This is a genomic window from Microvirga lotononidis, from assembly GCF_034627025.1.
In the GTDB taxonomy this organism is placed as follows: Bacteria; Pseudomonadota; Alphaproteobacteria; order Rhizobiales; family Beijerinckiaceae; genus Microvirga; species Microvirga lotononidis.
This window is the reverse complement of the sequence record NZ_CP141048.1, coordinates 3,634,168-3,652,009: the sequence shown is the minus strand read 5'-3', so window position 1 is coordinate 3,652,009 and position 17,842 is coordinate 3,634,168. Positions and strand designations below refer to the sequence as shown.

The window sequence follows — 17,842 nt, the reverse complement described above, 5'->3', positions numbered from 1 at the left end:
AGGGCTCCGCAAGCGGAGCCCTTTCAATTTGGCGATGGAAGGTCTCAGTCGTCCCGGTAGACGCGCTCGTTTCGCTCGTGGCGTTCCTGGGCCTCGAGCGAAAGCGTTGCGATGGGACGCGCTTCGAGGCGCTTGAGGGAGATCGGATCCCCGGTCTCCTCGCAATAGCCGTAAGAGCCGTCCTCGATCCGCGCGAGCGCGGCATCGATCTTGGCAATGAGCTTGCGCTGGCGGTCGCGGGCACGAAGCTCGATGGCGCGATCCGTTTCCGAGGAGGCGCGATCCGCGAGGTCAGGATGATTCTCGTTCTCGCTCTGCAAGGTGGCGAGAGTTTCCTGAGCCTCTTTGAGGATGTCGTGCTTCCAACGGATCAGCTTGCGCCTGAAATACTCCCTTTGCCGTTCATTCATGAAGGGCTCGTCTTCTGTCGGACGGTAACCCTCATCAATCACGATGTCTGTCATGTTCAGCCGTTCTTCCCCGATGAACCGTGGCGCCCCTATATAGGCAAGCAGGATCGGGGACAACGAGATTAAGTGTCATCGATTTGTCTAACAGGCCCGGGCACCTCTTTTGCGCCTTGGAAAGACGGACCAGAACGATTTGCCGCACCCCTAAAGTAGGGTCCGGCGAGCCGCTAGGGCCTCGTGCGGACCCAGAGGGCCGCGTCAGCGAAAAGTGGATCCGGTTTTCCGCGTCCAACGATGCGCTAGGAGGCGGCCGCCTCGGCCCTGCTGATCAATTCGCCGGCCACGTCGCCAATCTTGGGCGTCTCCTCGCGGATGAAGGGCAGCGGACGGCAGACGGAAAGAGCCGCAAGGCCGAACCGGGCGGTCATCAGCCCATTCAGAACCCCCTCCCCGAGCTTGGCCGAGATCCGTGCGGCAAGGCCCAGTCCCAGAACCTGCTGCATGAGGCTGTCGCCGACGGCCATGCCCCCCGTCACCGCAAGGTGGTTGAAGGCGGCCTTGGCCAGCCGCAGGAAGCCGAACAGGCCGGGCCGCCCGCCGTAGATGCGCGAGAGGGTCCGCAGCAACCGCACGGCGGCGAAGATCACGAAGGCGACGTCGACGATGGCTCGGGGGCTCACCGCCGTCACGAGGGAGACCTGTTTCGCAGCGCCCGCGATGGCCCGTTTGGCCTGGGCGTCGAGGGGGGCGAGAAGCTCCCGCTCCGCGATGGCGAGGCGGTCGTCCGCATCGATGATCTCGTCGGTCAGGCCGCGCAGGCGAGCGCTCCCCTGGGCCGCCGAGGCACGGCCGCCGTAGAGGCTCAGGAGGTCGGACACGATCCCCTTCGCGGCCTTGTGATCCTTCACCGCAAGGGCATCGATGGCCGCCTCGCGCAGGCTCTCGATCTTCTGTTCGCGCCAGATGCCCGCCACCTCGCGGCCGATGATGGCAAGGAAGGCGAGAACGGCCAGGATTGCGAGCGCCATCGCCACCCAGCCGAGCCAGGGCGCGACGGCGTAGAGATCGACGATCAGCTTCTCCACCGCGAGCCCGAGCCCCAGCACGAGGAGGCCCGACAGAGCGGAGAGGAGGATGCCGACCCAGGGCGCACGGCGCTTCTCGCCCATGGGCACCACGATGCCGTCGGCGGCCTCGATGGCGTCGAAGGGCTCCTCCGTCACCTGGACGGCGCCGGCCGTGACGTTCGGATCGTCGAGGCGATAGGCGCGAGGTTGGCGGCTCATGCGAAACGATCCCCCAGCAGGAATTCAAGGGCGCGGTCGAGGCGGATATGGGGCATCTTGGCCATGCGGCCCGCCGCATCGACCGGCAGCTTCGGCGGGCGGAAACGCGGGAACCGGAAGGAGCCCGGCGGGATGGCGCCCTGGAAAACGGCCTCCGGCGTCTCCGGCAACTCGCCCGGAAAGATCGCGGCCTCAGCCTCGCCGTCGAAGATCTCGTCCCCGACCCGCTCGCCGGCCTCGGGAACGCCCGCGACGGCACGCAGGGTCTCGCGGCCTTCGCGGATCGTCGTCTCGCGCGTGGCGCGCACGGAAGCGAGCGCCACGGTCCCGACCCGGGCGCCGGCGGCCTCGGTCCGGCGCGAGGCGCGGTTCACGAGAAGGCGGAGGATCGCGTCGAGCCTGTCGTGGTCCGTGTGGTGGATGTGATCGGCCTTCGTGGCGGCGAAGAGAACCCGGTCGGCCCGCGGCGAGAACAGGCGGGACAGGAGCGTGTTGCGTCCGATCCGGAAGGCCATCAGCACCTGGTCGAGCGCCTCCTCCAGCTCGGCGAGGGCCACCGGCCCGGCATCGATGGCCGCCAGCACGTCGACGAGCACGATCTGGCGATCGATGCGCTGGAAATGATCGCGGAAGAACGGCCGGACCACATGAGTCTTGTAGGCCTCGAAACGCCGCTCCATGAGGGCCGCGAAGCTGCCCGGGGCGATCGGCTGCCCCTGGGCCAGATCGAGCGGCGCGAAGGTGAGCGCAGGCGAGCCCGCCAGATCGCCCGGCATGAGGAACCGGCCCGGCGGCGTGGTGGCGACGGCCTCCGAATTCGCCCGCAGGACCGTGAGATAATCCTTGAACGCTTCGCTCGCCCGTGACGCGAGCATCTCGTCGGAAGAGCCTGTGGGATCGAGGGTTTTCAGCGTTTCGTGCCAGCGCCCCGCCGCCGCGGCCCGGTCGCGCTTGCGGCTCGCCTCGACGGTCTGCCGGGACCATTCGGCATAGCCGGCTTCGAGAAGCGCGAGGTCGAGCAGCCATTCGCCGGGGTAATCCACGATGTCGAGGGCGAGCGAGGCCGGACCCGTGCGCCAGCCAGATTTGCGTTCGTACTCCACATCCACCCGCAACTCGCTGATGCGGTTGGTGGATTGCGGCCAGCGGCGGCTCTCCGTCAGCGCCGCCATATGCTCTTCATAGGGGAAGCGCGGCACCACATCGTCCGGCTGGTGCGTCAGATGGGCCCGCCGGATACGGCCCTCGGCCGAGGCGCGGAAGGCGGGCAGGTTCGTGCCGCGCGTGAGATGATGCACGAGGGCGGTGGTGAAGACGGTTTTGCCTGAGCGGGCGAGGCCTGTCACGCCGAGGCGGAGAGAGGGCTGGATCAGCTGCCCGGAGACCTCCCAGAGCGATTGCGCCGCGGATCCGGCGCGGGAGGCGAGATCGGTAATGACAGACACGAAGATGAACCCAATTCTCTCAAGCCAAGCTCGTAGGTGGGGCCTGAAGTCCTAACCTGCAAGGCAGCGTCAGCGCTCCAAGCTCTGCGGGGGCACCTGCGAAAGGTCCGCCTTCTTCTCCTCCGTTCCTGCCCCTTCCTTCAACCGGGCCGCGGCCCGTTCGACGGCCTCCTCGACCAGATCGGGACTGGCGCGAAGCGCCCCCAGCTCGAAAGACGACATGGCCAGCATCACGTGGACCAGGTTCGGCTGAGGCGTCCCGTCCTGGGCGAACAGCTTCAGATCGTCCGTCGGCCCAAGTCCAAGGCCCTCGACCATCCGGCTCGCGTAGTTGCGGTGGCGCTGATCCTCCGACGGACAGGCGGACGCCACCTGAACCTTCGGGACCGGCCTGGGAGCAAGTTTGGGGGCGGCCGAGGCGGTGACCGCCGGCTCCTTCACGGGTTTGCGGTGTGCAACGGCGACAGGAGGCTGGGCGGGCTTGGGCTTCTCGCCCATGCCCTCGGCGATGCTCGGGACCCGGTATTGCGGGGTCTTCGGCGTTATCGGGATCACCACCGAAACCCGCCCCGGTTTCCCGCCGGGACCGGCCTTCGCCGTGTAGCGCACGGCACCGCCCTTCTTGCGGCGCGACGCGAGATATTGCGCCCGGACGGTCCCGCCGATGCCCCTCACCGCCAGCAGCGCGATGTCGCCGAGGCTGGTCGCGACGTTGCACTCGGCCGGCGCCCAGCGACGGACGATGTCGAGCGCGGACTTGCGGTTGAACTCGAGATAATAGCGTCGCAGCAGGGTGGCGGCGGCATCGGCGCCATGATCGGCCGTGGCGAAGCCGACATGGCCTTCGCCGTCGGTCGCGAGTTCGCCGTTCCAGCGGGCGCTCTTGATGCACCAGTAATTGTTGAGCTTCACGCAGCGGGTCACGAAGGGGCGCTCGGCCCTGAAGAAGGCCACCATGGCCACGACGGGCTTCGGCTCCAAGGCTCCCATGGCCTCGCGGCGCCAGTTGGTCACCTCGCGGCTCGCCGGCTCGTAGCGTGCCTGGAGAGCCTTGGCTTCCTTCTCGGGCGGAGACGCGGCCTCGCCCATCTCAGCAGGGATCAGAGCGCGCAAGGCGAGGCCGAGCATCAGAATCGTCTGTGGCGTCATGATGATCGGCCCCCGCTTCGGCCGAAAACGATGAAAAAGCTTCCAGGCAGAACGATGATGGAGCCGCTGGGTTCAGTCTCAAGCCCCCGTGCCGTCTTTCTCGGAGAAGGTGAGTGGACAGGCGGGCCCTTGCACGAACCCGCCGATCAATCCCGACTATGGAACGAACCTGATCTGAGAGCATATCTGACTTGCAGCAGAAGTCCGGACAGAATGACCCGTTCTCCTCTAGATGGGGGTTCCCGGAACGCGATGGACACAATGGATCAATCACCGAACGAGAGCGTGCGGGACAACCCGGCACCTGCCCTGAGCCACACCGAAATCCGCACGATCATTCTCGGCGTCATGCTGTCCATGTTCCTGGCGGCTCTCGACCAGACCATCATCGCGACGGCTCTCCCGACCATCGGCCGCGAACTCGGCGACCTGGAGCACCTGCCCTGGATCGTGACGGTCTATCTCCTGACCTCTACGGCGGTGACCCCGCTCTACGGCAAGTTCAGCGATTCCTACGGCCGACGCGTCACCATGCTGATCGGCATCGTGATCTTCATCATCGGCTCCATCGCGTGCGCTCTCGCGCCGAACATGATCGTTCTCATCCTGGCGCGTGGCCTGCAGGGTATCGGCGGCGGCGGATTGATCGCGCTCGCTCAGACCATCATCGCAGATATCGTCGCGCCGCGCGAACGCGGCCGCTATCAGGTCTACTTCGCCAGCGTGTTCATGACGTCGAGTCTGCTCGGTCCGGTCCTGGGCGGCTTCTTCGCCCAGCATCTGCACTGGTCCGTCATTTTCTGGATCAATGTGCCGCTCGGCCTCCTGGCCCTGACGATCGCCTTCCATTCCCTGAAGAAGCTTCCCCGCTTCGAGCGTCCGCATCGGCTCGACGTGCTCGGCGCGCTTCTGCTCGTGGCCGCGACCGTCGCGCTGTTGCTCGCCCTGAGCTGGGGCGGGCTGCGCTATCCGTGGGCGTCCTTGCCGATCCTCGGGCTCTTCGCCGCCTCCGCGCTCCTCTGGGTTCTCTTCGCCGTCCGCATGCGCCTGGCGCCGGAACCGCTGATCCCGCCCGGAGTGCTGCACAACCCGGTGGTGCGCATGGCCGTGCTCGCCGCCTGTTTCGGCATGGGCACCTATATCGGCCTCACCATCTACCTGCCGGTCTATTTCGAAACGGTGCGGGGTCTCTCGGCGAGCCTGTCGGGCCTCGCCCTCATCCCGCTCATGGCCGGAACGGTAGTCGGTGCGACGATGTCCGGCCGGAGCATGGCGAAGGTGAAGCACTACAAGCGGCTTCCGACCGTGGGCCTCATCGTCGCCATGGCGACCACGGGCGTGCTTGCCGTGTACGGCCAGTCCCTGTCCATCGTGACCGTGGAAATCATCCTGGCCGTGATCAGCGTGGGCCTCGGCACGGTGCTTCCCGTCACCATGGTGACGACCCAAAATGCGGTCGCGCCCCATCAGATGGGAACCGCGACGGGCACGGCCAATTTCTTCCGCTCGCTCGGCGGCGCCTTCATCGTGGCCATCTTCGGGGCCATCGTGCTCGGCGCCTCGGGCATCGGCGGAGCCACGAGCTTCGAATCCCTGGGCGCGGTCGCAGCCCAGAGCGGCATCAACCTGGCCGATGTATTCAGCTACGTCTTCATGGCGGCCGTCGTCGGGTTCGGGCTTTCGCTGGCATTCCTTCTCGCCCTCGAGGAGCGCCCCCTGCGCGGCAGCGCGGTCAAGGCCGCCGAGGCGGTGGTCGCCGACTGAGCGGCGCCTCTCACCGACGCCGCTGGCGAAGCAGCGTCCAGAGGAGCGAACCCGCGAGAATCAGCAGCAGGATGGCGCCGACGGTCATGAAGACCGTATCGGCGCGCGAGGCACCGGCGGGCGGGAGCATCGGTGCGTCGGGATCTTCCTGGAAGATGGAGCGCCCCGCCGCAGCCTTGAGGATTTTCGGCCCGCCGTCGTCCCTCAACACAGCCGGGAGGGGGTGGAAGGCAGGCATGATGGAAGCCGCGCCGGGCATCGATCCTCTCCTGCATCGAAGGTGGTGGACATCCTGAGCGTTAATGACCTGCATGCGCGCCGGTTTCGCTCGACCTGCGGCGTCATGGCTGGGGAAAGCCCATTTCGCCTGTGGAGGACTTCACGATCTCCGGCACTTCCTTAAGCCTTGCCGTGTTAGGACCGTGCCCGACTATTTTCGAGTACCGCAAGAGGGAGGCTGATGAAGGTCGGCATCGACATGGGCTTGGCGTCCTCCGCCCCGGGGGGACAATCGGCATTGCTCGATCTGGAAGAGCTTCTGGCGACGCGTCTGCTCGTCCAGGGCAATTCCGGCTCCGGCAAGTCGCATCTCCTGCGCCGCCTTCTCGAGCAGAGCGCCAACCTCGTCCAGCAGGCCATCATCGACCCTGAGGGCGATTTCGTCACCCTGGCCGACAAGTTCGGCCACGTGGTGGTCGATGCCTCCCGGAGCGAAGGCGATCTTCAGCGCATCGCCGCCCGGGTGCGCCAGCACCGGGTCTCCGTGGTCCTGAGCCTGGAAGGTCTCGACGCGGAAGCGCAGATGCGCTGCGCGGCCGCCTTCCTCGGCGGCCTCTTCGATGCGGACCGCGACTACTGGTATCCCATGCTCGTGGTGGTGGACGAGGCGCAGCTCTTTGCGCCAGCCGCCGCAGGTGATGTCTCCGACGAGGCGCGAAAGGTGTCCCTCGGCGCCATGACCAACCTCATGTGCCGCGGCCGTAAGCGTGGATTGGCCGGCATCATCGCCACCCAGCGCCTCGCCAAGCTCGCCAAGAACGTGGCGGCGGAAGCCTCCAACTTCCTCATGGGCCGCACCTTCCTCGACATCGACATGGCCCGCGCGGCCGATCTTCTGGGCATGGAGCGCCGTCAGGCCGAGATGTTCCGCGACCTCGAGCGCGGCCATTTCGTCGCTCTCGGCCCTGCCCTGTCGCGCCGTCCCCTGCCGATCCGCATCGGCGCGGTCGAGACCTCGACCCGCAGCGGCACCTTCAAGCTCATGCCCCTGCCGGAGCAGCCGAAGGAAGAGGCCCGCGATCTCATCTTCAAGGCCGGCGAGGACGAGATCGTCGCCCGTCCGGTCATGCCCCGCCGGGCGCCCCCGCCGCCTCCGGCACCCTCCACGAACGATCTCCTTGCCCAGCTCGCCCGCACGAGGCCGGCCGCCGCGCCGGAGCCGCAAGTGGAGGAAACCGAGCAATCCAAGGCCGAGCGCGAGGCGGCCCTCGATGCGATCCTGCGCGAGATCCTGGACGATCCGGAAGCCGCCTTCCGCTCCGTGGCCGTCCTGTATCAGGACTTCCTCGTGCGCTGCCGCATCCGCCGCGTCTCCGGCGAGCCGCTCAATCTCAACGCCTTCCGCCGCCGTCTGGCGGTTGCGCGCGCGGGCGTCGACACGGCCACGGCCGAAGGCTCCGAGTGGGATCGCGCGGTGGCCTTCGCGGCCGATCTGGCGGAGGACATCCAGGGCGTGTTCCTGCTGATCGCCCGAGCGGCCATGGAAGGCACACCCTGCCCGCCCGACGGCGAGATCGCCCGCGCCTGCGGCAGCCGCTCGCCCGGACGTGCCCGGCGCCTCATCGCCTATATGGAAAGCCGCAACATCGTGGTGACCCGCAACGACCCGCGCGGCCTGCGCATCATCGCTCTCCCCGATCTCGGCTGGGAAACCGGCCCCGGCGACCCGAACGCCTTCGAGGAGCCGCAGGTGCCGGAGACGCGAGATTTGTTCGCGATGGGGTGAAGCTCGCCCCTTCAAAGCAGTGACGGGACATGTTTATAGATTATCCACCCGATTCGGGCTGTCACGCTTATGTGGCGATGTAAGCTTCCCTAGAGAACAACATGAACGGAAAACGCTCTCTCGTTTTTTTTGAAATGGCTGCAGGTCTACTTGGTTGGGTCTGGATCGGCATGACGATCTGGTTTCTGTGGGCCATCATTGCTGTCTTTGCCTTCAACGGCACATGGTCCCACGTACTCTATGCCTTATTCGGTGGCATGGTTGCGAAGTGGCTGGCGCGAGGTTTCGGCGACAATGCCAAACGAGTTCGCTTTGAACAGCAAATGATCCTGAATGGAGCAACACCGCAGGAGGCAGCACAGGCTTGGATAAAGGCATATCAGTAGCCTCCGCGGCGATTGAGCCCAGGCTTGCTGCGGCTCCGCTGTAAATTCTTATTTGGTGGCTTTCCTTTGCAGTGTCTCGTTTGGGAGATTTCTGGAAGGATACGCCACCTCCCGGACAAAGATCGCTGCATCATTGCGCCCCCTTGGTCCCGTTGATTCGGGCCAAAGCCGATGGGATGCGCCGATGTTCCGCTTCTTCGAGACCCGGATCGACTTCACCAGACCTCATCCGGAGGAATCGCCGCCGGATGATCTCTGGGGGTTCTACTGGCACTTCATCGCTCAGGCGAAGGGTCTGTTCGTGGCGCTTTTCGCCCTGGGCTTCGTGCTTGCCGTCGTCGAGGCGCTCGTCCCCTGGCTCATCGGCCGACTGGTCAACGCCATCTCGCATACCTCGCCCGAAGGGATCTTCCATGAAGCCGGGCCGCTCCTGATCGCCATGGGAACGATCATCCTGCTCGTGCGGCCGCTCGGGACGATCCTGTTCCGGCTCCTGGTCAACCATTCCCTGGCGGTGTCCTTCACCACCATGGTGCATTGGCAGAACTACTGGCACGTGGTGCGTCAGCCCTTGGGCTTCTTCCAGGAGGATTTCGCCGGGCGCATCGCCAACCGGGTGCTGCAGACGGGCCGGCCCTTGCGCGAGACGATCCTGTCGGTCGCCCGCGCGGTCTGGCAGATCCTGATCTTCGGCGCGGCTTCCATCGGGCTCCTGGGCACGCAGGACTGGCGGCTCGCCCTGCCCATGACCGGATGGTTCATCCTTTACGCAACCCTGCTCGCCGTTTCCCTGCCCCGCATCCAGAAGCTGTCCCGCGTGTCGAGCGAGGCGCGCTCGGCCGTGACCGGAAAGGTGGTGGACAGCTTCACGAACATCATGACGGTGAAGCTGTTCGGGCGCCGCAAGGACGAGGACGAATACATCAAGGAAGGCTACCGCTGGCTCAACGACGCGTTCATGGGACAGCAGCGCGTCAACACACTCTATGTGGCCGGGCTCACCTTCCTCAACGCCGTCTTCCTGGTCTCGACCGGCACTGTTGCGGTGTGGCTCTTCAGCGCGAACCGCATCGATGCTGGCACCATGACCACCGCCCTGCTGCTCTCGACCCAGATCGTCTCCATGTCAGGTTGGGTGGCCTTCGAGGTCATGGGCATCTTCGAGAATGTCGGCACGGTGCAGGAGGGCATGAAGACGATCTCGCGTCCGCTGACCATGCAGGACAAGCCGGAAGCCAAGCCATTGACGGTGAGCCGTGGCGAGATCCGGTTCGATCGCGTCGACTTCTCCTATGGCGACGGCGACAAAGTCATCGACCGGCTGAACCTCACCATCCGGCCGGGCGAGAAGATCGGCCTCGTGGGACGCTCGGGCGTCGGCAAGACGACCCTGGTCAACCTGCTCCTGCGCTTCTTCGAGCCTCAAGGCGGCCGCATCCTGATCGACGGGCAGGACATCGCCGACGTGCGCGAGGAAAGCCTGCGCTCGCAGATCTCGGTGGTGACGCAGGATACCTCGCTGCTGCACCGCTCCATCCGGGAGAACATCCTCTACGGGCGGCCTGGCGCGGGTGAGGACGCCATGCGCGAGGCGGCGCGCCAGGCCCATGCGGTCGAGTTCATCGAGCGGCTCGCCGACGGGCGCGGGCGGCGCGGCTTCGATGCCCATGTGGGCGAGCGGGGCGTGAAACTCTCCGGCGGCCAGCGCCAGCGCATCGCCATCGCCCGCGTGATCCTCAAGGACGCGCCGATCCTGATCCTGGACGAGGCGACCTCGGCCCTGGATTCGGAGGTGGAGGCCGCGATCCAGGAATCCCTCGCTACACTCATGGAGGGGAAGACCGTGATCGCCATCGCCCACCGTCTCTCCACCCTCCAGCTCATGGACCGCCTGATCGTGATGGACGACGCCCGCATCATCGAGGAAGGCACGCACGAGGAGCTTCTGGAGAATGGCGGCCTCTACGCCGGGCTCTGGTCCCGCCAATCCGGCGGGTTTCTTGCCGCGCGGAAAGGCGTGGCGGACGAGGCGGTTTAGCGGGAATGCCTGTATCGCGTCGGTCCATGACATGTGGCTCGCGGAGTGGGATCCCCTCCGCCATCATGGCCGGCCTCGTGCCGGCCATCCCAATCGCGAGAGGTGCGGCCGGACACCGATGATCCGGCGAAAACAAAGTATTGCAGTTTCAGTTCACCTGCCTGGCGGAAAGCGAACCGTCTGTCCCTTCCCGATCGGCGCGAACCTGATAGTGTCCGCGTCGATTTCATTGTTTGAGATAAGATAACATAATGCATAACGACCGCCTGAGCCTTGAAGTCATCGCCCGCCGTGTAGATGCCAAGGCCGAAGATTATTGCGCTCTCAGCGACCGGATCTGGGCCGCGCCGGAACTCGCCTTCGAGGAGCATCGCGCCGTGGCCGAGCAGATCGCCATGCTGGAGCGCGAAGGCTTTCGCATCACAAGGAACGTCGGGGGCATGGCCACGGCCTTCGTGGCGGAATGGGGGTCAGGCGGGCCCGTCGTCGGCATCCTCGGCGAGTTCGATGCCCTGCCCGATCTGGCGCAGGAATCCGCCCGGACCGAGCACCGTCCGACCATGACGGGAACGCCGGGCCATGGTTGCGGCCACAATCTGCTGGGTGCCGGCTCCGCGCTGGCGGCCGTTGCCCTTAAGGACGCGCTCGAAGCCGAGGGGATCGCCGGGACCGTGCGCTATTACGGCTGCCCGGCGGAAGAGAGCGGATCGGGCAAGACCTTCATGGCCCGGGCCGGCCTGTTCCACGATCTCGACGCCGCCTTCTGCTGGCATCCGAGCGTGGTGAACGAGGTCCAGACCTCGTCGTCGCTCGCCTGCATCCAGGCCTATTTCCGCTTCAAGGGCCGCGCCGCCCACGCGGCGGAGGCTCCACATGTGGGCCGCTCCGCTCTCGATGCGGTGGAACTGATGAATGTGGGCGTGAATTACATGCGCGAGCACATGCCCTCGGATGCGCGCGTGCATTACGCCACCACGAATGCGGGCGGCAACGCGCCGAACGTGGTCCAAGCCTTTGCGGAATCGCTCTACCTGGTGCGCTCGCCTCATCTGCCCGACGCGGAGCGCCTGTTCGAGCGCGTGAAGAAGATTGCCGAGGGCGCGGCCCTGATGACGGAGACCACCGTCACCGTGCAGATCACGGACGCCACCTCGAATGTGCTGCCGAACAAGGCGCTACAGGAGGCCATGTACGAGAACATGCGCCGCCTCGGTCCGCCCGCCTTCGACACGGCCGATTTCGCCTTCGCGGAGAAGCTGCAGAAGGTGGCCCTGACGGACGAGGAGATCGTCGCGAGCGTCAAGCCGCACGATCTCTCCCTCAAGACCAAGGTGCTGCACGACGGCGTGCTGTCCATGCCTGCCAGCGAGGCGGTCATGATGGGCAGTACCGACGTGGGCGACGTGAGCTGGATCGTGCCCACGGTGCAATGCCACACGGCCTGCTTCGCCATCGGCACCCCGTTCCACACGTGGCAGCTCGTGACCCAGGGCAACCTGCCGGCCGCGCACAAGGGCATGGCGCTGGCCGCCAAGGCCATGGCGGCGACCGCCGCCGATTGCCTGCGCAATCCCGACCTCGTCGCCCGCGCGAAGGCGGAGCTGAAGGAACGCAATGGCGGGCGCGACTATCGTTGTCCCATCCCGGACGACGTCACGCCCGACGATCTGCGGGCCAAGGCGGCCTAGAGCATCGAACGCAAAACCGGTTCCCGCATTTGCGTCAAAAGATGCGGCTAAGCAGAGAAGAGAGCTGGTTCCACGCCATTGGAAACAGCTCTATTTCGCAAGCGTCCTCCGCTCCGTTCGATGAGGACGGAGATGGAGGGCTCTCCCGAAATTAACCGGCAGGAACCCATGCCCGACGCCTTTTCCATCCGACCTCTCCGGCCGTCCGACGCCTCAGCCTATCGGGACCTGAGACTGGAGGCGCTGCAGAGCAACCCGGAAGCCTTCGGGTCCAGCTACGAGGAGGAGGCGCCGCTTCCGCTCGAGACCATCGAGGCGCGTATTCCCACGTCCAATCCGAATGCGATCTTCGGCGCCTTCGCCGGAGATGTCCTCGTCGGCATGGCGGGCTTTGCCGTCTACGACCGCCTGAAAGCCCGGCACAAGGGCGTGATGTGGGGCGTGTACGTGAAGCCGGAATGGCGCAAGCAGCGCGTCGGCAAAGCTCTGGTCCGGCGGGTGATCGACCACGCGTCCCGGCATGTGATCATGCTCGAAGCCGCCGTAGGGCTCGCGAACGAGAGCGCGCGGCGCACCTATCACGGCCTCGGCTTCAGGCCCTACGGGATCGAGCGCAAGGCGATCCGCATCGGCGACGTCTTCCACGACGAGGAGCTGCTGTCCATGGATCTTCCGCAGCCCACGGGAGCTTAATCGTCCTCGCCGCTTCCGAGGGATTTCGGCGTGACGAAGCGCTCCAACCGTCCGGACTTGTGCGCGACATCGGCCCAGTCGTCCAACGCGAAATCGATGACGGCCAGACCTGCGGTCGGGTATTTCTGGCCCAGCCGCAGGATCCCGTCCATGTCACCCTCCCCGATGAGGAGCTTCGCCAATTCCTCGAAACCCGGATTATGGCCGATCAGCAGGAGGGTGCGGGCCTCGGGCTGCATCTCGCGCAGGACGTCGAGCAGGCGACCGACCGGGGCCTCGTAGATCCGCCCGTCGCGGCGCATCTCGATCTCGCCGAGGAACGGCTGGACCCGCTCCCAGGTCTCCTGCGTCCGCCGCGCCGGCGAGACGACGACGAGATCCGGCTCGAGCCGCTCGCTCTTCAGGTAGGTCCCCATGACGAGGGACGCCTCCTGTCCCCTTTTCGCGAGGGGCCGGTCGAGGTCCAGCGTGCCCGAGGGCCAGGCGGCTTTGGCATGGCGGAGGAGCAGGAGACGAAGCATCAGCGGCCTTCCCGTCTGGCAATGAAAGCGAGCTTCTCGAACAGGCTGACATCCTGCTCGTTCTTCAACAGCGCCCCGTGGAGCGGCGGAATGAGCTTGCGGGTGTCGCGCTCGCGCAGTTGCTCAGGGCCGATATCCTCGGAGAGCAGAAGCTTGAGCCAGTCGAGCAGCTCGGAGGTGGACGGCTTTTTGCGCAGCCCCGGCACCTCGCGCACGTCGAAGAAGATCTTCAGAGCCTCCTCCACCAGCCGGTGCTTGATGCCGGGGTAATGCACCTCGACGATCCGGGCCATGGTCTCGGCGTCCGGGAACTTGATGTAATGGAAGAAGCAGCGGCGCAGGAAGGCGTCCGGCAGTTCCTTCTCGTTGTTTGACGTGATGATGACGATGGGCCGCCGGGCCGCCTTCACCGTCTCGCCCGTCTCGTAGACGAAGAATTCCATGCGGTCGAGTTCGAGCAGCAGGTCGTTCGGGAACTCGATATCGGCCTTGTCGATCTCGTCGATCAGCAGCACGGGCCGCACCTCGGAGGCGAAAGCCTCCCACAGCTTGCCGCGCTTGATGTAGTGGCGGATCTCCGACACCCGGGGATCTCCAAGCTGGCTGTCGCGCAGACGCGAGACGGCGTCGTATTCGTAGAGACCCTGCTGGGCCTTGGTGGTCGACTTGACATGCCAGGTCAGGAGCGGAGCGTTCAGGCTCTTGGCGATCTCCTCGGCGAGGACCGATTTGCCCGTGCCGGGCTCGCCCTTCACCAGAAGCGGACGCTCCAGGGTGATGGCAGCATTGACCGCCACCGTGAGATCCTCGGTCGCCACATACGATTCCGTTCCGGCAAAACGCGCCATTCTTCCACCATTCCTTCCGACGATCCCGAACCTATGGCCTGGCCCCACCTTTCGGCAATCGCTCTCATAGGTTAAGCCCATGACAAACAAACCGGGAGGATAATGACCTATGGCTTACAATCGCTACCACAAGGACCGAATCGGGAATCACAAGCTGCACCCCGAAACCCTGATGCTGGGCTACGGATACGACCCGACCCTGTCGGAAGGTGCGGTCAAGCCGCCGGTGTTCCTGACCTCCACCTTCGTGTTCAACAGCGCCGAGCACGGCAAGGAATTCTTCGATTACGTCGCGGGCCGCCGGGAGCCGCCCCAGGGCGAGGCGGCGGGCCTGGTCTATTCCCGGTTCAACCACCCGAATTCCGAGATCGTCGAGGACCGGCTCGCCGTCTTCGAGGAGGCGGAGGCAGGTCTCCTCTTCTCCTCGGGCATGTCGGCCATCGCGACGACGATCCTGGCCTTTGCCCGGCCCGGTGACGTGATCCTCCACTCGCAACCCCTGTACGGCGGCACCGAGACCCTGATTGCCAAGACGCTCGCCAATATGAGCATCGGGGCCGTGGGCTTCGGCGACGGCGTTGACGAGGCCGGCATCCGGGCTGCGGCTAAGGAAGCCCAAGGAAAGGGCCGCGTCTCGGTCATCATGATCGAAACGCCCTCGAATCCGCTCAACACCCTGGTCGACATCGCCCTGATCAAGAGGATCGCCGACGAGATCGGCCAGGCCCAAGGCCACCGTCCCGTGATCGTCTGCGACAACACCCTGCTCGGCCCGCTCTTCCAGAAGCCCCTCAAGGACGGCGCCGACGTCTCGGTCTATTCGCTTACGAAATATGTGGGCGGCCACTCGGACCTGATCGCCGGCGCGGCCCTGGGATCGAAGGAGCTGATGAAGACGGTGCGCCTGCTGCGCTCGGCCATCGGCACCCAGCTCGATCCCCATTCCTGCTGGATGATCGGCCGCTCGCTCGAAACCCTTGCCCTGCGCATGAACGCGGCGAACCGCAATGCGGAGATCGTCGCCCAGTTCCTGCATGAGCACCCGAGCGTGGTGAAGGTGCACCACCTCGCCTATCTGCCGGAAGGCTCGCGGGCCAAGGAGGTCTACGAGGCTCAGTCCGACGCTCCCGGCTCCACCTTCTCCTTCGACGTCAAGGGCGGCGAGGCCGAGGCCTTTCGGGTGCTCAACGCGCTCCAGGTCTTCAAGCTGGCGGTGAGCCTGGGCGGCACGGAATCGCTGATCTCTCACCCGGCCTCCACGACCCATTCCGGCGTGCCGAAGGCAACCCGCGACCGCCTCGGCGTCTCCGACGCCACGATCCGCGTGTCCATCGGCATCGAGCACCCGGACGACCTCGTGGCGGATCTGGCGCAGGCGCTGTCCACGTTGGGTTGAACCGACTCGTCATCCCGGACGCCGCAGGCGATCCGGGATCACGTGGTTCCATTCTCGTCCCGCGACCCGGGTTGTGCTACGCAGCCCCGGGATGACGCTCACCACGTCATGGCCGGGCTTGTCCCGGCCATCTCGATGCTGTGAAGCGCTGCGCCTCCATTCATCGGGATCACCGGCACGAGGCCGGTGATGGCGTGGAAGGATGTCCCGCCAGAGGGGCACCTGCCGTTTCCCCATGCGCCCATGTCGCGCCCGCCATTCCGCTTTGCGCTGCAATAAACCCTTGCGCATGTCCGACCGGTAGAACGAAAATGGGTCGAACCGGAAGGAAGCAATGGCCGCTGCGATCGACTTGCAGTCCTATCAGGAACCAATTCTTTTTCTGGCAACGGCAGGCATCGTCGTCCCCCTGTTCCACCGGCTCCGAATCAGCCCGGTTCTGGGGTTTCTGGCGGCGGGCGCGTTGCTAGGGCCCTATGGGCTCGGGCGGCTCATGCCGAGCTATCCCTGGATCAATTGGATCACCTTCACCAATCCGGAAGGGACCTCGCGCCTGGCCGAATTCGGGGTGGTGTTCCTCCTGTTCACCATCGGCATCGAACTGTCCTGGCAGCGCCTTCGCACCCTGCGGCGCCTCGTCTTCGGCTTCGGCTCCCTGCAGGTCCTGTTAGGCGCCGCGATCCTGGGGCTGGTGTTCTATGCGTTCAGAACCGTCGAGACGATCACGGCGGCCACCATCGTCGGGCTGGCCCTCGCCTTGTCCTCCACGGCTATCGTGATCCCGGTCCTGGCCGAGCGGAAGCGCCTCAACACGGCGCCCGGGCGGGCCAGCTTCTCGGCCCTCCTATTCCAGGATCTCCTGGTCGCGCCGATTCTGTTCGCCATCGCCGTGCTCGATACGAGCAGACCCGAGGTCACCCCGTCGTCCTTCGCCATCCTGGTCCTGCAGGCGGTCGTCGCGCTGGTCCTGATCATCGGCCTCGGCCGCCTCATCCTGCGACCCTTCTTCCAGCTCGTCTCGGCGACGAAAAGCCCTGAGCTTTTCATGGCCGCCTGCCTGCTCGTCGTGCTGGTGACCAGCCTGATCGCTGCCGTGAGCGGACTGTCGATGGCCTTGGGCGCGTTCATCGCCGGCATCCTCCTCTCGGAGACGGAATACCGGCGCGCCATCGACGTCACCATCCAGCCCTTCAAGGGGCTGCTCCTCGGCGTGTTCTTCGTCTCGGTCGGCATGAGCCTCGACCTGTTCCGCTTCCTCGAAGCGCCGCTGCTGATCCTCTCTCTCGCGGCCACGGTGATCGCCATCAAGGGCATTTCCATCGTGGCGATCGGGCGCCCTTACGGCCTCAACACGGCCGAGGCGGCCGAGACCGCGCTGCTCCTGGGTCCCGGCGGCGAGTTCGGTCTCGTCATCCTGGGCGCCGCGATGATGGCCGGCCTCGTCCCCGCCGGGATCGGCCAGCACCTCCTTCTCGTGACGACCCTCACCATGGTGGCGATCCCACTCCTGGCCCGCCTCGGACAGCGGCTGGGTCGCAAGCTCGAGGTTCGCCAGCCGCTCGATCCGCTCGCAGCCGTCGCGCCACCGACGGACGAGGTCGGTCGCGTCATCATCGCCGGCTACGGGCGGGTCGGCCAGCTCGTCGCCGAGATGCTCGAACGGCACAAGGTGCCCTATCTCGCCATCGACCTGGACCCGGCCCGAGTCGCATCCGAGCGAAAGGCCGGCAAGCCGGTCTTTTACGGCGACGGAACCTATCCCGAGTTCCTGCGGGCCTGCGGCATCGACCGGGCGCTGGCCCTCGTCATCACCCTGGACACCCTGAGCTCCATCGAGGGCGTCGTGTCCGCCGCCCGGCAGGAATGCACGGACATCACCATCGTGGCCCGGGCCCGGGATGCGCGCCATGCGACGCAGCTCTATGAGCTCGGCGTGGACGATGCGGTGCCCGAGACCATCGAGGCGTCCCTTCAGCTCACGGAAGCGGTCCTGAGCGATATCGGGGTCCCCATGGGCCTCGTGATCGCGTCGATCCACGAAAGGCGGGACGAGTTCCGGGAAATCCTCCGGAGGAAGAACCCGAAGCGCGATCCGGACCGGGTCGTGTTCCAGGCGCGCCGGCGGGTCGGCAAGGCGGCTCCATCCGCCGTGACCGAGCAGACGACCGAAGTCGAGACCTGAACTTCGCTCCCTACCCTTGACCTTCCCGGGG

Annotated in this window: 15 protein-coding genes; 8 read left to right on the top strand and 7 right to left on the bottom strand. The window is 65.9% G+C overall.

The features are described from left to right. Nucleotides 1-44: 44 nt before the first annotated feature. From dksA to U0023_RS17255, 4 genes are all read right to left on the bottom strand, one after another. Nucleotides 45-464 (bottom strand): RNA polymerase-binding protein DksA, encoded by a 420-nt coding sequence (gene dksA / locus U0023_RS17270; protein ID WP_009489488.1) that lies wholly within the window; start codon nt 462-464, stop codon nt 45-47. A 245-nt stretch (nt 465-709) separates the two neighbouring features. Then, nucleotides 710-1,696 carry a YcjF family protein gene (locus U0023_RS17265; RefSeq protein WP_009489487.1) on the bottom strand — a complete coding sequence of 329 codons (987 nt, stop codon included), beginning with the start codon at nt 1,694-1,696 and terminating at the stop codon, nt 710-712. Then, complete coding sequence (locus tag U0023_RS17260; RefSeq protein WP_009489486.1) at nt 1,693-3,141, bottom strand: YcjX family GTP-binding protein; 1,449 nt, start codon at nt 3,139-3,141, stop codon at nt 1,693-1,695. Before U0023_RS17260 ends, U0023_RS17265 begins: the two co-directional genes overlap by 4 nt. A gap of 69 nt (nt 3,142-3,210) precedes the next feature. Then, a complete protein-coding gene (locus tag U0023_RS17255; RefSeq protein WP_009489485.1) occupies nt 3,211-4,290 on the bottom strand; it encodes a hypothetical protein in 1,080 nt (359 codons plus the stop codon). A 261-nt stretch (nt 4,291-4,551) separates the two neighbouring features. Here U0023_RS17255 and U0023_RS17250 point away from each other — a divergent pair, with 261 nt between their 5' ends. Beyond that, nucleotides 4,552-6,054 (top strand): MDR family MFS transporter, encoded by a 1,503-nt coding sequence (locus U0023_RS17250; protein WP_052600441.1) that lies wholly within the window; start codon nt 4,552-4,554, stop codon nt 6,052-6,054. 10 nt (nt 6,055-6,064) lie between these two features. Here the strand turns inward: U0023_RS17250 and U0023_RS17245 are convergent, their stop codons facing one another. Then, nucleotides 6,065-6,313, bottom strand: coding sequence for a hypothetical protein (locus U0023_RS17245; protein ID WP_009489483.1), 249 nt, complete (start codon nt 6,311-6,313; stop codon nt 6,065-6,067). Between the two features lie 201 nt (nt 6,314-6,514). Between U0023_RS17245 and U0023_RS17240 the strand changes: the two genes are divergently transcribed. The 5 genes from U0023_RS17240 (at nt 6,515) to U0023_RS17220 (ending at nt 12,864) form a co-directional block, all read left to right on the top strand. Then, nucleotides 6,515-8,059, top strand: coding sequence for a helicase HerA domain-containing protein (locus U0023_RS17240; protein WP_009489482.1), 1,545 nt, complete (start codon nt 6,515-6,517; stop codon nt 8,057-8,059). Nucleotides 8,060-8,160: 101 nt separating this feature from the next. Further along, complete coding sequence (locus U0023_RS17235) at nt 8,161-8,445, top strand: hypothetical protein (RefSeq protein ID WP_009489481.1); 285 nt, start codon at nt 8,161-8,163, stop codon at nt 8,443-8,445. A gap of 184 nt (nt 8,446-8,629) precedes the next feature. Beyond that, complete coding sequence (locus tag U0023_RS17230) at nt 8,630-10,483, top strand: ABC transporter ATP-binding protein (RefSeq protein WP_009489479.1); 1,854 nt, start codon at nt 8,630-8,632, stop codon at nt 10,481-10,483. A gap of 251 nt (nt 10,484-10,734) precedes the next feature. Further along, on the top strand, nt 10,735-12,171 hold the full coding sequence (locus U0023_RS17225; RefSeq protein ID WP_009489477.1) for a M20 family metallopeptidase: 1,437 nt from the start codon (nt 10,735-10,737) through the stop codon (nt 12,169-12,171). A 168-nt stretch (nt 12,172-12,339) separates the two neighbouring features. Further along, nucleotides 12,340-12,864, top strand: a complete 525-nt coding sequence (locus tag U0023_RS17220; RefSeq protein WP_040637971.1) for a GNAT family N-acetyltransferase — start codon at nt 12,340-12,342, stop codon at nt 12,862-12,864. Here the strand turns inward: U0023_RS17220 and U0023_RS17215 are convergent. Together U0023_RS17215 and U0023_RS17210 are read right to left on the bottom strand one after the other, a co-directional pair. Then, nucleotides 12,861-13,385, bottom strand: coding sequence for a SixA phosphatase family protein (locus tag U0023_RS17215; protein WP_009489473.1), 525 nt, complete (start codon nt 13,383-13,385; stop codon nt 12,861-12,863). The genes U0023_RS17220 and U0023_RS17215 overlap by 4 nt on opposite strands. Further along, complete coding sequence (locus U0023_RS17210; RefSeq protein WP_009489471.1) at nt 13,385-14,233, bottom strand: AAA family ATPase; 849 nt, start codon at nt 14,231-14,233, stop codon at nt 13,385-13,387. Before U0023_RS17210 ends, U0023_RS17215 begins: the two co-directional genes overlap by 1 nt. Before the next feature lie 109 nt (nt 14,234-14,342). Between U0023_RS17210 and U0023_RS17205 the strand changes: the two genes are divergently transcribed. Next, complete coding sequence (locus tag U0023_RS17205; RefSeq protein WP_009489469.1) at nt 14,343-15,629, top strand: cystathionine gamma-synthase family protein; 1,287 nt, start codon at nt 14,343-14,345, stop codon at nt 15,627-15,629. A 334-nt stretch (nt 15,630-15,963) separates the two neighbouring features. Then, nucleotides 15,964-17,811: a cation:proton antiporter domain-containing protein gene (locus tag U0023_RS17200; protein WP_009489467.1), complete on the top strand. Its 1,848-nt coding sequence runs from the start codon at nt 15,964-15,966 to the stop codon at nt 17,809-17,811. Nucleotides 17,812-17,842: the final 31 nt, after the last annotated feature.

Coding starts and splice junctions, on each gene's coding strand:
- U0023_RS17250 (WP_052600441.1), top strand. CDS start 4,552: ATGGATCAATCACCGAACGAGAGCGTGCGGGACAACCCGGCACCTGCC.
- U0023_RS17230 (WP_009489479.1), top strand. CDS start 8,630: ATGTTCCGCTTCTTCGAGACCCGGATCGACTTCACCAGACCTCATCCG.
- U0023_RS17235 (WP_009489481.1), top strand. CDS start 8,161: ATGAACGGAAAACGCTCTCTCGTTTTTTTTGAAATGGCTGCAGGTCTA.
- U0023_RS17215 (WP_009489473.1), bottom strand. CDS start 13,385: ATGCTTCGTCTCCTGCTCCTCCGCCATGCCAAAGCCGCCTGGCCCTCG.
- U0023_RS17240 (WP_009489482.1), top strand. CDS start 6,515: ATGAAGGTCGGCATCGACATGGGCTTGGCGTCCTCCGCCCCGGGGGGA.
- U0023_RS17205 (WP_009489469.1), top strand. CDS start 14,343: ATGGCTTACAATCGCTACCACAAGGACCGAATCGGGAATCACAAGCTG.
- U0023_RS17210 (WP_009489471.1), bottom strand. CDS start 14,233: ATGGCGCGTTTTGCCGGAACGGAATCGTATGTGGCGACCGAGGATCTC.
- U0023_RS17200 (WP_009489467.1), top strand. CDS start 15,964: ATGGCCGCTGCGATCGACTTGCAGTCCTATCAGGAACCAATTCTTTTT.
- U0023_RS17225 (WP_009489477.1), top strand. CDS start 10,735: ATGCATAACGACCGCCTGAGCCTTGAAGTCATCGCCCGCCGTGTAGAT.
- dksA (WP_009489488.1), bottom strand. CDS start 464: ATGACAGACATCGTGATTGATGAGGGTTACCGTCCGACAGAAGACGAG.
- U0023_RS17265 (WP_009489487.1), bottom strand. CDS start 1,696: ATGAGCCGCCAACCTCGCGCCTATCGCCTCGACGATCCGAACGTCACG.
- U0023_RS17255 (WP_009489485.1), bottom strand. CDS start 4,290: ATGACGCCACAGACGATTCTGATGCTCGGCCTCGCCTTGCGCGCTCTG.
- U0023_RS17220 (WP_040637971.1), top strand. CDS start 12,340: ATGCCCGACGCCTTTTCCATCCGACCTCTCCGGCCGTCCGACGCCTCA.
- U0023_RS17245 (WP_009489483.1), bottom strand. CDS start 6,313: ATGCCCGGCGCGGCTTCCATCATGCCTGCCTTCCACCCCCTCCCGGCT.